We start from the raw sequence: 14,902 nt of genomic DNA, 5'->3' as shown, positions 1-14,902 counted from the left end.
AGTCTGGTTTATAACATTTTATCATAATAAAAATGAACTTTCAGTCGTCTCTTTGCAATTTATGGCAAGGACTGAAAGTTCATTTTGAGTATAAAATTATCTGAAAAGATTATTTTAGCATACTTTATGTGATCCGTCTTTAATTACAACGTCATAAACTTTTGGCTCTCTGCCATATTTCTCGTTGTATTTTTCTTTGGCATCATTTACGAAAGAATCATAAAGTTCTTCCTTTACCAGATTTATTGTGCATCCGCCAAAACCGCCGCCCATTATTCGGCAACCGGTAACACCATGTGCTTTTGCAATTTCAACCAGGAAGTCTATTTCTTCACAAGAAACTTCATAATCTTTGCTTAAGCCCTCGTGGGTCTCATACATTTTTTTGCCAACTGTTTCATAGTCGCCTTTTGTCAAGGCATCACAAACAGCGAGCACTCTGTCTTTCTCGCCAAGAACAAATGTTGCTCTCTTTATATCCTCATCGCTGACTTCAGATTTAACAGAGTCGAGCATGTCCCAGTCTGCGTCGCGTAGTGTTTCAATCTTTCTATTAGGATATTTGTTCTTCAAAGCCGCAACAACGTTTTCGCAACTCCTGCGTCTGTCGTTGTAGGCAGAAGATGCCAGCTCATGCTTTACAACAGAGTCGAGCAGAACCAGCTTGTATCCTTTCGGATCAAATGGGAAGTATTCAAATTCGCGGCTTCTGCAGTCAAGACGCATGAGTTTGCCCTCTTTGCCGAATACGCTTGCAAACTGATCCATTATTCCGCAGTTTACACCACAGTAATTATGTTCTGTTGCCTGGCCGGCAAGAACCAGATCCCATTTTTCTACTTTATTGTCACCAAACAAATCATTGAGGGCAAATGCAAAGCAGCTTTCCATTGCTGCAGACGATGACATGCCTGCACCGAGAGGAACGTCACCGGCAAATGCTGTGTTGAAGCCTTTTACGTCAACCCCTCTTTTTTTCATTTCTTGTACAATGCCGTAAATATAGCGTGCCCAACTTGTTTTGGGGCCTTCAGGATCGTTTACATTAAATTCAACGCGGTCTTTCAAGTCAATGGCGTAAGCCATTACTGTATCTGTTCCGTTGGGGCGGATTTCGCACATTATGCCCTTGTCTATAGCTCCTGGGAAAACAAATCCGCCGTTATAGTCTGTATGTTCTCCTATAAGGTTGATTCTTCCGGGTGATGCATATACATTGCCAGTTTTTCCATCAAAATGCTTGATGAACCGGCTTCTTACAAATTCTATGTCCATGTCGTGTTCTTTTTATTATAGGTTAATATTATTTTTCTACACCAAATTTATATATTGTTTTTTGTTTATATTGATTTTCTGGTTTTAATATTACAGAAGGGAAATAAGGATGGTTTGGTGTGTCTGGGAAATGTTGAGCTTCAAAACATATTGCGCTTCTTCTTGGGAATGTGGCCCCGTGCTGTCCTTTGTATCCGTCAGCCCAATTGTCGGTATATACTTGCATTCCCGGTTCTGTGGTATACACTTCCATTGTTCTGCCGCTTATAGGTTCTTTGATGCGTGCTGCAAAACTGAGTTCGCCTTCTTCTTTTTTGTTCAGTACAAAGCAATGGTCATATCCTGCGCCATTCTTTATCTGCTCGTTGTCGGCATCAATGTCCTGTCCTACAGCTTTAGGTTTACGGAAATCGAAAGGAGTGTCTTTTACAAATCTTATCTCACCTGTAGGAATACACGTCTCGTCTATTGGCAGGTAGTAGTCTGCATTAATTTCGCAAATAAGATTGTCGATAGTCGGGGTAGGGTTTGCTATTCCTGCAAGACTGAAGAATCCGTGACTTGTCAGGTTTATTATTGTCTTTTTGTTTGTTGTAGCCATGTATTCAATGATAAGTTCATTGTCGTCATTGAATATGTATGCTACAGTTATTTTCATTTCTCCGGTGTAGCCCTCTTCACCGTATGATGAAACGTAGTTAAGAATAAGAGTTTCATCGTTCATTCTAAGTGCATCCCACACTTTGGCATTGAATCCTTTCAGTCCTCCATGCAAAGAGTTTGGACCATTGTTTATAGCTAATTGATATTCTTTGCCGTTTAACTGAAACTTACCTTTGCATATTCTGTTGCCATATCTTCCGATCAATGTAGAAAGATAAGGTTCCGGACTGTTGATTACATCTTGTATATTATCATGCCCTTGTATTACGTTTGCGTAATTACCATTTTTGTCGGGCATCATAATTGCAACTATAGCACCTCCGTAGTTAGTTATTGCAACTTCGTTTCCTGATTTGTTCTTTAGAATAAATAGATCTGTATTTTTTCCGTCAATTGTGGTTTGAAAATCTTCTCTTTTCAAACCACAGAGGTTTGGTGTTTCATTTGTGTCCATAATATTACTTTTTAGTTAATAAATTCTATGCAAAGTAAACTAAAAAAGTTGAGAAACACAAATGAAACACCTAAAAATATCTCATATTGTTATTAAAAACCGTTAAAGGCAATCATTAAGAAAGTCGGCTACAATATAGCTGCTTCCGCCAACGAAGATAAAGTCATCTCTATCTGCTTCTGCCAATGCTTTATTGTATGCAGTGGCCACGTCGGGATAGCATGTTGCCTCAAGATTAAGGCTTTCGCTTATTTCTTTAATTTTGTTTTCGTCAATTGCCCTTTTGGTATTTGCATGAGTAAAATAATATATTGCCTTTTGTGGAAGAAGACTCATCACAGTTTGAATGTCCTTGTCATCAACCATTCCGAAAACAATTCTCATTTTACGGCATTGCTGCATATTGAGCTGCTTGCTGATATATTGCCATCCTCCGACATTGTGCCCTGTGTCGCATACAACTTTTGGGGCGTCCATAATCTTTTGCCAGCGTCCTTGCAGGCCTGTCAATTCAGAAACGTGTCCGATACCCTCCTTTATATTTGCCCCGCTTATATTAATGCCACTTTCGGCCAATACTTTAACAGCACAGAGTATGGTATTAGTGTTTTTCTCTTGATATATTCCTCCAAGTTCACCTTTTATATTGCCCAGGCTAATTGTTTCGTATTCTATGCCTCCGTCTGCCAATGCTTTAGAACTGATAATTTCTTTGTCCTTTTCAGCGAGGTATATTTTGCTGTGTTTTTGTTTGGCAGTGTCACAGAATACGGGTAGAGTTTCTTCTGTCGTTTCACCAACCACAACCGGTATGCCTTCTTTTATTATTCCGGCTTTTTCTCTCGCAATGGCTTCGAGCGTATTGCCCAAGAATTGTGTATGGTCAAAGCTGATATTGGTTATTATAGAGAGTATAGGCGTTATAATGTTTGTGCAGTCAAGCCTTCCGCCCAGTCCCACTTCGATAACAGCTATATCAACGCCTTGCTCTGCAAAGTATTTAAATGCCATAGCTGTTGTCAGTTCAAAGAAACTCGGGTGTAGAGGCTCAAAGAAATGTCTTTCGTTCTCTACAAAATCTATTACATATTCTTTGCTGACACATTCTCCGTTTACCCTTATACGCTCGCGAAAATCCTTGAGATGCGGCGATGTATACAAGCCGACCTTATATCCGGCAGACTGCAATATTGAGGCTATCGTGTGAGAGCATGAGCCTTTTCCGTTCGTTCCGGCTATATGGATTGTCTTGAAGTTTTGGTGGGGGTGACCAAAATGTCTGTCAAGTTCGAGCGTATTATGCAACCCCTCTTTATAAGCAACAGCGCCCACTTTTTGAAACATAGGGACGCTGTTGTATAGATATTCAATTGTTTCTTCGTATGTCATTTTTCTGAAACTGTCAGTTGTTAACTGAAGTAATTTCTGAATTTCTGGAATATGGTGCGTTTTGTCGCTGAGTCACCTTTAAAGTTATCGCTCTCGCGCATCTCTTCCAGAGCCTTCTTTTCTTTCTGGCTAAGTGTCTTCGGTACGTAAACGCTGATGTTTACAACCATGTCGCCATTGCCTCTGCCATATCCTTGAACTGCCGGCAGACCTTTGTTTCTGAGTCGCAGAGCCTTTCCGGGTTGAGTTCCCGGCTCGATCTTTACTCTTACGCGGCTTCCGTCAATTGTCGGAATTTCAACACTTCCACCAAGAGCTGCGGTAGGGAAGTCAAGAAGAAGGTTATATATAATGTCGTTGTCGTCACGGATAAACGTGTCGTTCGGCTCTTCTTCTATATATACCTGTATGTTTCCTGGTGTTCCGTTGTGTCTTCCTGCATTGCCTTTTCCTGGTACATTTACTATCATACCTTCAGAGACACCGGCAGGAATGTTGATTTCAACAACTTCTTCACCCTTTACAACACCAGTTCCGCCGCAAGCGTGGCACTTGTTCTTTATAACTGTACCTTCACCGCTACATGTAGGACATACGCTTTGAGTCTGCATCATGCCGAACAGGCTTTGAGTGGTGCGTGTCACCACGCCGCTGCCATGACATGTCGGACAGGTCTCTCTTGCGCTTCCGTCTTCAGCACCTGTTCCGTGGCAGTGGTTACATGTAACGTCACGCTTTACTTTGAATTTCTTGGTAACGCCTGTTGATATTTCCTGCAATGTGAGTTTTACTTTCAGACGTAAATCCGAACCGCGTTGCTGAGCAGGACGATGCTGGCCTCCGCCGAATCCGCCTCCGCCAAAGCCGCCGAATCCTCCACGTCCGCCGAACACATCGCCAAACATGCTGAATATATCATCCATACTGAAACCGCCCGCACTGCTGAAACCGCCAAAGCCTCCGCCGCCGACAGGACCGTTAAATCCAAACTGATCATATTGCTGTCTCTTCTGCGGGTCATGCAATACGTCATATGCCTCGGCTGCTTCTTTGAATTTTTCCTCAGCTTCCTTGTTTCCAGGATTACGGTCGGGATGATATTTTATGGCAATTTTTCTATATGCCTTTTTTATTTCGTCTTCAGAGGCGTCTTTGCTCACGCCAAGCACCTCATAATAATCTCTTTTTGCCATTGTTAAATGTTAGATGTTTATTGTCCAAAAACTTTTGTTACAAACATGCCCGTAAAGTTATTGCCCTACAGCAACTTTTGCATGTCTTATAACTTTGTCGTTGAGAGTATATCCCTTTTGGACACAGTCTAAGACTTTTCCTTTTTTATCATCGCCCATTCCGGGAACCATTGCCACAGCCTCATGATAGTCTGTGTCAAAGTCCGCATCTTCTGTCTTTATTTCTTTCACGCCAAGACTTTCCATCGTTTTGTTGGTCTTTTGGTGAATCAGTTTCATGCCTTCTCTTATGACTTCAATGTCATCAGTCTTCTCGGCATTTTCGATGGCGCGTTCCATATCGTCAATTATAGGCAGAAAAGCCTGAACAGCCTTTTCTGATCCGTTCAGTATCAGTTCGGTCTTTTCTTTCAGAGTCCTTTTCCTATAGTTGTCGAATTCAGCTACAGAGCGAAGATATTTATCCTTGAGAATCTCTATCTCTTTGAGAGCTTCTGCCAGAGGATCTTTTTCTTCCTCTTTTTCTTCATTTTCTTTATCTGTGTCGGCAGCGTTTTCTTCAGCCTCAGTGTCTTGTTTTTCTTCAGCCTCTTCAGTAGCAGTATTATCCTGGTTTTCTGCCTTTTCAGATTCTTTTTCTTTTTCTGCAGCGCTTTCTGATGATGTCTTTACTTGTTCATCATCTATATTAATTTTTCTTTCTTGTCCATGATGTTAAAACTTTTTGTAGTACGTGCAGCAAAAATCTTGCCAAACCAAGTTGCTGACATTTATTCGTACATTTTGGCACGCTGTTCTTTCAGCTGTTCATCGTAAATATAGTCGTCATACTGCATGAGCTTGTCGATTGTTCCTTTAGGAGTAAGCTCTATTATGCGGTCTGCCACTGTCTGGATGAACTCATGGTCGTGGCTGCTGAACAGGATGTTGCCTTTGAATCCTACCAGGTTGTTGTTGAAAGCCTGGATGCTTTCAAGGTCAAGGTGGTTGGTTGGCGTGTCAAGGATAAGGCAGTTGGCGTTCTTGAGCTGCATGCGTGCTATCATACAGCGCATCTTCTCACCACCGCTCAACACGTTTACTTTCTTCATCACTTCCTCTCCGCTGAACAGCATTCGGCCAAGATATCCTTTCATCATCACTTCGTTGCCGGTGCCAAACTGTCCAAGCCATTCAACGAGGTTCATGTTGCTGTTGAAAAACTCGGTGTTGTCGAGTGGGAGATAGGCTGTTGTTATTGTGACACCCCATTTATATGTTCCGGCGTCAGCCTGTCTGTTGCCGTTTATTATTTCAAACAAGGCTGTCATGGCTTTCGGGTTGTGACTCAGGAACACAACCTTCTGACCCTTTTCTATGTTGAAGTTTACATTGTCGAAAAGCACAGTTCCGTCTGCGTCAACAGCCTTCAGACCTTCTACTTCAAGAATCTGGTTGCCCGGCTCACGCTCCATCTGGAATATAATTCCCGGATACTTACGTGATGAAGGACGGATTTCTGCGATGTTAAGTTTTGCAAGCATCTTCTTGCGGCTTGTTGTCTGCTTACTCTTTGCCACGTTGGCAGAGAAACGGCGGATGAACTCTTCAAGTTCTTTCTTCTTCTCTTCTGCTTTCTGGCGCTGGTTCTGAGCCTGACGCAGTGCCAGCTGTGAACTTTCGTACCAGAACGAGTAGTTACCTGCGAACACTGTTACTTTGCCGAAGTCGATGTCTACGGTCTGTGTACTTACAGCATCAAGGAAGTGACGGTCGTGGCTTACCACCAATACTGTCTGTTCAACGTTGCTGAGATATTCCTCCAGCCACTGAACAGTGTCGAGGTCAAGGTCGTTGGTAGGCTCGTCGAGCAGCAGGTTGTCCGGATTACCGAACAGGGCCTTGGCCAACATTACGCGTACCTTCTCGTTGTTAGACAACTCGCTCATCTGCTTGCTGTGCAGATTCTCCTTGATTCCGAGGTTCGACAGCATTTGCGCTGCATCGCTTTCGGCATTCCATCCGCCCATCTCGGCAAACTTTTCTTCAAGCTCTGCCACCTTGTTGCCGTCTTCGTCGTTGAAGTCTTCTTTCATGTAGAGGGCTTCACGCTCTTTCATGTTCTGCCATAACGGCTGATGTCCCATAAGCACAGTGTCCATCACGCTGTACTCATCATATTTAAAGTGATCCTGATCCAATACGGAGAGACGCTCTCCAGGGCCAAGCTCAACGCTTCCTTTGTTTGGCTCAAGTTCTCCGCTTATGGCTTTAAGCAGAGTTGATTTGCCTGCACCGTTGGCGCCGATCACGCCATAGATGTTGCCGTTTGTGAACTTGATGTTTACATCCTTGTAAAGTACTCTCTTTCCAAACTGAATTGCAAGATTTGTGACTGTTATCATTCCTATTTTACCTTGTATTATATTTTGGCTGCAAAATTACAACTTTTTATCTGATATTCCAAATTTAAGATAAAAGGCTTTGTAAACATTTCGTGTAAACGGCAGAAAACTTGCTGTTTGGGCTTTAAATGGCTGACTATTAATAGCTTTAGTCATTTGTCGGTATCTGCTTGTCGTGTTGTTGTATGTTATGTTCTTTCACTTTTGTCTGATAATGTCTGCATGCTGAATTACAATGTTGTGGCAGACGCCACATTAAGTTTGTCGATGTACATGTTACATCTTAAACCCCAATCTGTCATTAGACTGCACATAGTCTATTTTGTGCATTCCTGCTTTCAGCCCGTCTTTTTGTTTCTGTTGTCGTCTTTTCCCGGCTTTTTCTTGATACAGTCCGTTATGTCTGTAAAAATCTAACGAAAATATGCTCAATATAAAGCAAAAATCCCGACCGGATAATACCACCAGATTGGAGTTAAACTCATGTAGCGCCTGCGGGAAACATTATCAAAGGCTTGTAACAAAAGTTTTGTTTATTTTATATACAGCACGAATCGTCTTCTTGCATATTCTTCTTGCATTTTTCTGATGCCCGTTTGTGCTGTCTGTACGGCTGTTCTTGTGTCTGTAGTTCACATCCTGCTGAAGAAAATCATGCGCCACACGGGCGTTCCGTCAATCTTTATCAGCCATGCGGCAAGGGCGAGAGCCACGCATATTGTTATGATAACAACCGTTCCGGCTCTCACCAGTCGCGGCGGCACGCCGCCTATTATGTTGCGCACCTTCTCGCTTCTCAGTTCTATGTTGTCTTTTTCGTCCATGCTCCGTTTCCTTTCTTTCTTTTTTTATATGTTGCCGTCTGTTGTGCCGGCGTCGTGTGTCCGTGGTTATGTCTGCGCCTTGCCGGTTGCCGGCGGCTGTCGTGCTGCGGCGGCTGAGGCTCAGTTGCCGAGTTCAAGCTGGTTCTTTACCAGTTGGTAGTACATTCCGCGCTTCTCGGTGAGTTGCTCGTGAGTGCCTGTCTCTGCCACGTGTCCGCCGTCTATCACCACTATGTTGTCGGCATGTCTTACCGTGCTCAGCCTGTGTGCCACTATCACCACCGTGCGCCCTTTGTAGAAGCGGCTCAGGTTTTCAACTATGGCACGTTCGTTGTTGGCGTCGAGCGAGTTGGTCGCCTCGTCCAGAAATATGTAGTGAGGATTCTTATACACCGCCCTTGCTATCAGTATGCGCTGCTTCTGTCCCTGGCTCAGTCCCATGCCGTCGCGTCCTATCTTTGTGTCGAACTTCAGCGGAAGGCTCATCACGTAGTCCTTTATGCAGGCTATCTCAGCCGCCTTTACCATCCGTTCATTGTCAATGTCGCCGTCGTCAACGGCAATGTTGCGCGCTATTGATTCTGAGAATATCACTCCGTCCTGCATCACCACTCCGCACTGCCGTCTCCACCAGTCGAGGTCTATCTTTGCCAGGTCTGTGCCTCCTGCGGTTATCTGTCCCGCCTCCACGGGATAGTAGCCCAGCATCAGTTTCACGAGCGTTGTCTTTCCGCTGCCCGACGCGCCTACTATTGCCGTAACCTTGCCTTCAGGTATGTACAGGCTCACCCCGTCTATGGTCTTTGATGGCGAGTGAGGGTCGTATCTGAAGCTTATGCCGTCGAGCCTTATGTCGTGTGTCATGTCTGCGGGCCGCATTACATGGCCTTTGGCGTTTTCGTCGTCAGCGCGGTGAATCTCGTTTATGCGCTCAAGGCTTATCTTCACGTCCTGCAGCGAGTAGAGAAATCCCATCAGCTGGTCTACGGGACTGTTAAGCTGACCTATTATATACTGCACCGCGAGCATCATACCGAGCGTAAGCTCCCCGTTGATTACCGCCGTTGCCGACACCACCGTTATTATTATGTTCTTCAGCTCGTTTATGAATATGCTTCCCGCCTCCTGTGTCTGCTGCAGCTTCAGGCTCTTCATCTGCACGCCGAAGAGGTCGGCCTGTGTGTCCTCCCATTCCCAGCGGCGCCGCTGCCGGCAGTCCTGCAGTTTTATTTCCTGCATTGACGTTATAAACTCGTAAGTCTTGTTGCTGTTTATAGCCTGCTGCTCAAACAGCTCATAGTCGAGCACCTTGCGCCTTTTCAGAAACATGGCTATCCATAGGGCATACAGTGCGCTGCCCGCGGCGAATATTATAAATATCACCACGTTGTATGTAAGCAGCACTATGCCGAACACCACGAGGCTCAGCATTGAGAACATTACGCTAAGCGTCTGTCCCGTCAGAAAGCTGTTTACGCGTGCGTGGTCGTTCATGCGCTGCAGCAGGTCGCCTGTAAGCTTTGTGTCAAAAAACGACATGGGCAGCCGCAGCAGCTTGATGAAGAAGTCGCTCACGAGCGATATGTTCACGCGCATGCTTATGTGCAGCAGCAGCCAGCGGCGTATAAAGTCGAGTGCCGTGCGGCTCAGCGTCAGCATGAGCTGTCCCAGGAGCACGAGCCACACGAATCCGATGTCGCGGCTCTTTATTCCCACGTCGACAATGGCCTGTGTGAGGAACGGAAGCACGAGCTGCAGCACGCAGCCTAAGAGCAGTCCAGCTATAATCTGTCCGAAATATTTTCTGTACTTCTTTATGTATCCGAACAGAAAGCGGAACGAGCGGCTTTCGCCGTGGCTATTGCCACGCTTGTTGTCATAAAAGGCAGGAGTGGTTTCTATAAACATTGCCACGCCCTTGTCTTCTCCGCCCGAACGTGTGCTCACCCAGTGCTTCTCCATGTCTTTCTTCCTGCATATTGCAAAGCCTTTGCCGGGGTCGGCAACATAAAACTTCTGTTTCTTTACGTCGACCTTATACAGCACCACAAAGTGGTTCTGGTTCCAGTGCAGTATGCACGGCAGCGGAGCTTCTGCCAGATTGTCGAGGCTGACACGTCCGCATACCGTATGCAGTCCCAGCTTTTCGGCCGCCTCGCTTATGCCCAGCAGCGATACGCCTTCTGACGTGGCGAAGCACAGCTTCGACAGACTGTCGAAGCTGTAGTCTGCCCCGTAGTGGCTGCATATCATGCGCAGGCATGCTGTGCCGCACTGCATCGCGTCGTGCTGAAGGTATATTTTAAAGTCTTTCATAGAGCATTGGCTTTACACGAATTTCATTCGTCAATAGTTGTTTTCTTGCTTTTCATATTGCTGTATGCTCTGTGCCTGTCTGCGCTGTCGCAAATTACCGCCAGATATTGTGTAGGCAACTTCTAATTTTATAAATGTTCCGTCGTTGAGTTTTTCACGCTTGTATGACAGGCCGCTCTTGATTACTTCAGAAACGCGGGGCTTGGTGTATGGCGTGACGGAAAGTCTCATCTGCAATTTATTTTTAAGGAAGCTCTTCGACACGCTTATTGAAACATCCCATACGTTGTTCATCTTCATCTCCCACATATATTTGGGCGGGTCGTAACTTGCGTACACATTTAAGGCCAGTCCGTTTTTCAGCCATGCCATGCAGTTTGCATAAACATACCAGCTGAACTGGTCATTGTATTCAAAGTTATTGGATTTGAAAGAGCTCCATGATGTATATCCGCCCAATTTTACATAGAAGTTATCCGTAAGATATTTTCTCCATTCTAGCGAAATCTGCTTCGTGTCATCTTTCTTGCTGTTCTGCAGTACAGAGCGTGTAGTGTTCGGATTGTCCGGGTCTGTCTCCTCCTCGTAGAACAGGCTCTTTTCGTTCTTCGTGTATGAAAAGTTAAGATGCAGACTCTTAAAGAGCGTAATCTCCATGTTTATCCATTGGCTTGCCGGAATGTCGATGTCTGGGTTTCCCATGCTGTAGTGGTTTGCCCCGTCATACACCCTATAAGTGCTCACACCGGCATATGGTATGCCATACACGTTTCTGTTGTATGTCAGGGCTATGCTGTGTTTCTGCTTTTTGTCAAGGTAGTATTTCAGAACAGCCGACGGGCACAGGCTCCAATAGCCTCTGTTGTCTTCAAGTCCGTTGGTGGTCACGTTCATGCTGTTGTACTGAACGCGCATGTTTGCGTTGTACGACAGCCGCCCTGCAACTCCGTCGTACGATGCGAAAGCCGCAGCCTCATGTCCTATGGCGCTCTGTCTTATCTTGTTTATTCTCTCGTCCTCGTCCACGTCGTTCATCCGGTAGTCGAGGCCGGCCGACAGCGTGTTGCCGTTTTTCTGGATGTTCTGCCATACAGGCTTTACGCGCAGCAGTCGTGTATAGTTGTCGGCATCTTGTGAGTAGTCTGTTATTAATCCGTTTCCTGTAATTGTATTGAAACTGTTTTTTCTTTTACTGTTGTACCACAGGTAGTCGGCGGTAATATTCAGGTTAGAGCCTCTGTCGTCTATTTTCCAGTTGTAAAAGGCTACACCGTTTAGCATAAGGTTCTTTGCCGGTCTCCATGTCACAGTCTGGAAAGTGTTGCTTGTTCCATCACCGCTTTCGGTGTTGTCGGCATCCAGCGTTGTTGTTCCATTGACGTATGATGCACTTGTGGAGACGCCCACCTGCTGGTTGTGTCCTACGTCTGCGGTTATGGTCATCCATTCCATCCATGAGTTTGAATTCACTCTACTCCTCTCGTTGCTCTCGGATGCCGTAGTGTTCACCATTTTGTTCGTCTTGTATTTTGTCTCATACAGTCCCCGCCTGTAGCTGAGGGCATTGAAGAGGGTAAACCTTCCAAAGCTTGCCATCTGATATGTAGCGAGGTTGAATCCGTCACTTCCGGTTTTTGTCCTTGCCTGCGTTCCTCCCTGAATGCCCACCGTATAGCCTTTCTCCCTGTGTTTCAGCCATATCCTCATGATGCCTCCGGGATCGCTTGCGCTTTCAGATCCCGTATTGAAATAGTCAACCTCAATGCGCGCTATCATTTCCGGGCGCAAAACCCGCAGTTGTTCCTTGTCGGTCACTTTCACGCCGTCAACATAAACGGCGCTGGCCGTTTTGCCGTATATAGAAACGTTGCCTTCATTGGCTTGCACATATGGCAGCATTGACATCATCTGGTCGAACGAGAAAGTGTCTGCCAATTTGCTGTTGGCCAGATTCAATGAGAATCCGTTTGCCTTCTGTCTTATCCTCGATGTAACCACGGTTATGTTGTCTATACTCATTTCACGGCTTATCGAGTCTGTTGTCGTTGAGTCAGCCACGGATTTGTCTGCCTCCGTCGTGGCATGCGTATTTGCCGTAAGAGACAGCAACGCTGTTAATATTAAGATGATGTTTCTCATATATCTAAATTTTTTTGGTTTAACTGTATTGTGTACGCAGGCAAGCACCGTTTTGTGACTTACTTAACATTATTTAACTTGCTTCAATTTGTTTGGCAGCCATTTGTGATAATTATATTTTTAGCAATATATATTATCTTCGGTTAATATTTTCAGCCTCATACGCAGCTGCGGGTCGGCTTCTTCTTGGGTTAAAGCATTTTTACAGAATCCATGGTCAATTCTGTTTTGCACACAGATTGTACAGACAGCCTGTACCACTGGATATGTAGCAACAAGGCTAATGTACCGGCTGATTTGCAATCTGCCGGAATTGAATATAAGGATTTTCAATCCGAAACTCATACATATAAATTATATATAGGAAGTAAGTGGATTGAAAATCCTTATATTTTATGCTGTCGGATAGCATATCCGACAGAACATTAGCCTTGTTGTTTATTAACGCTTTAAACCGCAAATCCTTTGGATTTTTCGTCCCATTGGATATATATAATGTATTGCCACAAAAGCCTATTGACGGAATATCGGCAGATTGTGCCGATGTATGTGCTGTAAATGCCATAACGGCAAACATTATTAATAGTAATTTTTTCATAATATTTTGGTTTTAAATTCAATCGCAAAGTAACTGAATTTGGAAAAAGGTTGCAAATATATTAATGGTTGATTTTTCACAAGTTTTTCACAAACCTGCAAAAAAGGCAGTCCGTTGTTGTGAAAAATTTTTCACAACAACGGACTATGGTGCGACTAAGTGCTTAATTATAAAGACTTTATATATTTGTCAAAATCTTTTGGCGAGCCCTCACGGCCGGTCATTTTTTCGAGAAGTCTTTTACGTATGTTGGATATGTTAGATGAAGACAAATCTGTAAGTATGCATATCTCTGCCGGCACAAAGTCGAGTCTTACAAGCAGGCAAATCAGATATTCGTTATTGTTAAGTGTGTTTTCCCAGTTGCTCAAAGGTCTATAGTCCTTGAACAATTCTTTAAGCCTGCTTATCTCATCTTTGTCCATAGGCTTAGTGGTCTTCCTAGCCTTCCATCTTATCTGAATTACAATAGGCTCACATTCAAAGAGGTCTTTATCCTTTACATTATTAAAGTTTTTCTCATATTCGGTCTTCAGTATGTCAATTTTTTTTGCTTTTCTTCAATCATCCTGTTTACTTCGGCATTCAGGCCGCTGTTGATGCTTTCGAGCTCTGCTCTGCTCGTTTCAAGCTCATTTATTTTGCGCTTATATTCTTTTATCTCGTTAACTCTTGCCCTGCGTTTCCTCATTATATATGTTCTCACGGCCAGTGCTCCGCCAATGGCTGCTGCCATGATAGCCATAATTATGATTATGCTGATATATTTTGTCCGCAATGCGTCTTTCTCAGCCTCTTCTGCAGTCTGCCTGTATCTGTTATAGTTATACATAGCCTGCATCTGCTGGAGATGTTCGGTTGACATCTGGGCATACGCAGAATCTGTCATCATACGGGCTAAGTCTGCATATTTTGCAACAGAATCAGGACGATTGCGCTTTCTGTATATGTCTGCTAAATCGTCGAAACAGTATTTAAGGTCAGAATAATTTTTTGCTGTTCTGGCACATTTGCGAAAATAATATTCGGCAGAATCAAGTTCGTTTATCTCGGCAAGATATCTTCCTTTAGTTACATAATATATTTCTACGCCTTTTTTAATATCTCCTTTATCATTAAAATTTCCGCTTTTATGTTCATATAGATTTATATAATGCTTTACATCAGACAACTCTTTGTTCTCCACACCATAATTTATCAATAATCCTAATGATCTGACCGCCTCTTTTTCATATCCATACTTAGAATAAAGTCCATACAGCTTTTTCCTTATAAAAATAGCAGAGTCAGATATGCCCAATGCATTATAAATATTTGATTTCTTTTCATATGTAATAATCGCATTTAAAGTGTCTTTAGCCTTCATTGCGTATTTAAACGCCAGGCTATTTTCATGGAAAGCATCGCTGAAGGCAAACTGGCTTTTTAAAATCTCTGCCGACCATGCGTGTATTCTGTGCAGTGTAAGGAAGTCGCAGCTGCTGTCAGTGGTGTCTGCCTTTGCTGCCGCTTCATGAAAATACTGCAATGCCATGGGGGCATCCTTGCCGTCAAAGTATGCGCATCCAAGGATATAGTATGCGAGTATACGTTCGTTAGAGTCTCCGTGCTTGTCAAAATAGTCGGCAATGTCTTTCAGCGAATCGGTGCTCATGGGCATTGCGAGC

General features: G+C 44.1%; 11 protein-coding genes and 1 pseudogene. All 12 read right to left on the bottom strand.

Features of this window, described 5'->3' with window-relative positions:
* Positions 1-114: 114 nt before the first annotated feature.
* Positions 115-1,275, bottom strand: a complete 1,161-nt coding sequence (gene galK / locus ACU52_RS12725; RefSeq protein ID WP_053399058.1) for a galactokinase — start codon at positions 1,273-1,275, stop codon at positions 115-117.
* Positions 1,276-1,303: 28 nt separating this feature from the next.
* Positions 1,304-2,395 carry an aldose epimerase family protein gene (locus ACU52_RS12720; protein ID WP_053399057.1) on the bottom strand — a complete coding sequence of 364 codons (1,092 nt, stop codon included), beginning with the start codon at positions 2,393-2,395 and terminating at the stop codon, positions 1,304-1,306.
* A gap of 99 nt (positions 2,396-2,494) precedes the next feature.
* Positions 2,495-3,781, bottom strand: coding sequence for a bifunctional folylpolyglutamate synthase/dihydrofolate synthase (locus tag ACU52_RS12715; RefSeq protein ID WP_053399056.1), 1,287 nt, complete (start codon positions 3,779-3,781; stop codon positions 2,495-2,497).
* Positions 3,782-3,801: 20 nt separating this feature from the next.
* Positions 3,802-4,974 (bottom strand): molecular chaperone DnaJ, encoded by a 1,173-nt coding sequence (dnaJ, locus tag ACU52_RS12710; protein WP_053399055.1) that lies wholly within the window; start codon positions 4,972-4,974, stop codon positions 3,802-3,804.
* 57 nt (positions 4,975-5,031) lie between these two features.
* Complete coding sequence (locus ACU52_RS12705; protein ID WP_239684927.1) at positions 5,032-5,667, bottom strand: nucleotide exchange factor GrpE; 636 nt, start codon at positions 5,665-5,667, stop codon at positions 5,032-5,034.
* Between the two features lie 77 nt (positions 5,668-5,744).
* Complete coding sequence (locus ACU52_RS12700; protein WP_053399053.1) at positions 5,745-7,358, bottom strand: ABC-F family ATP-binding cassette domain-containing protein; 1,614 nt, start codon at positions 7,356-7,358, stop codon at positions 5,745-5,747.
* Positions 7,359-7,990: 632 nt separating this feature from the next.
* The gene (locus tag ACU52_RS12695; protein WP_021855628.1) at positions 7,991-8,182 is read right to left on the bottom strand and encodes a hypothetical protein; all 192 of its coding nucleotides are present in this window, start codon (positions 8,180-8,182) and stop codon (positions 7,991-7,993) included.
* Between the two features lie 120 nt (positions 8,183-8,302).
* On the bottom strand, positions 8,303-10,498 hold the full coding sequence (locus tag ACU52_RS12690; RefSeq protein WP_053399052.1) for a peptidase domain-containing ABC transporter: 2,196 nt from the start codon (positions 10,496-10,498) through the stop codon (positions 8,303-8,305).
* A 30-nt stretch (positions 10,499-10,528) separates the two neighbouring features.
* Positions 10,529-12,637, bottom strand: coding sequence for an outer membrane beta-barrel protein (locus ACU52_RS12685; RefSeq protein WP_082335288.1), 2,109 nt, complete (start codon positions 12,635-12,637; stop codon positions 10,529-10,531).
* Between the two features lie 280 nt (positions 12,638-12,917).
* On the bottom strand, positions 12,918-13,235 hold the full coding sequence (locus ACU52_RS12680) for a hypothetical protein (protein ID WP_053399050.1): 318 nt from the start codon (positions 13,233-13,235) through the stop codon (positions 12,918-12,920).
* Positions 13,236-13,402: 167 nt separating this feature from the next.
* On the bottom strand, positions 13,403-13,660 hold the full coding sequence (locus ACU52_RS12675; protein ID WP_053399049.1) for a hypothetical protein: 258 nt from the start codon (positions 13,658-13,660) through the stop codon (positions 13,403-13,405).
* A gap of 107 nt (positions 13,661-13,767) precedes the next feature.
* Positions 13,768-14,902: pseudogene (locus tag ACU52_RS15315) on the bottom strand (hypothetical protein); the annotation flags it as partial.

This window comes from Xylanibacter rarus, from assembly GCF_001275135.1.
Classification (GTDB): domain Bacteria; phylum Bacteroidota; class Bacteroidia; order Bacteroidales; family Bacteroidaceae; genus Prevotella; species Prevotella rara.
Note: the sequence above shows the minus strand (reverse complement) of the source record. Positions and strands in the feature narration are given on the sequence as shown.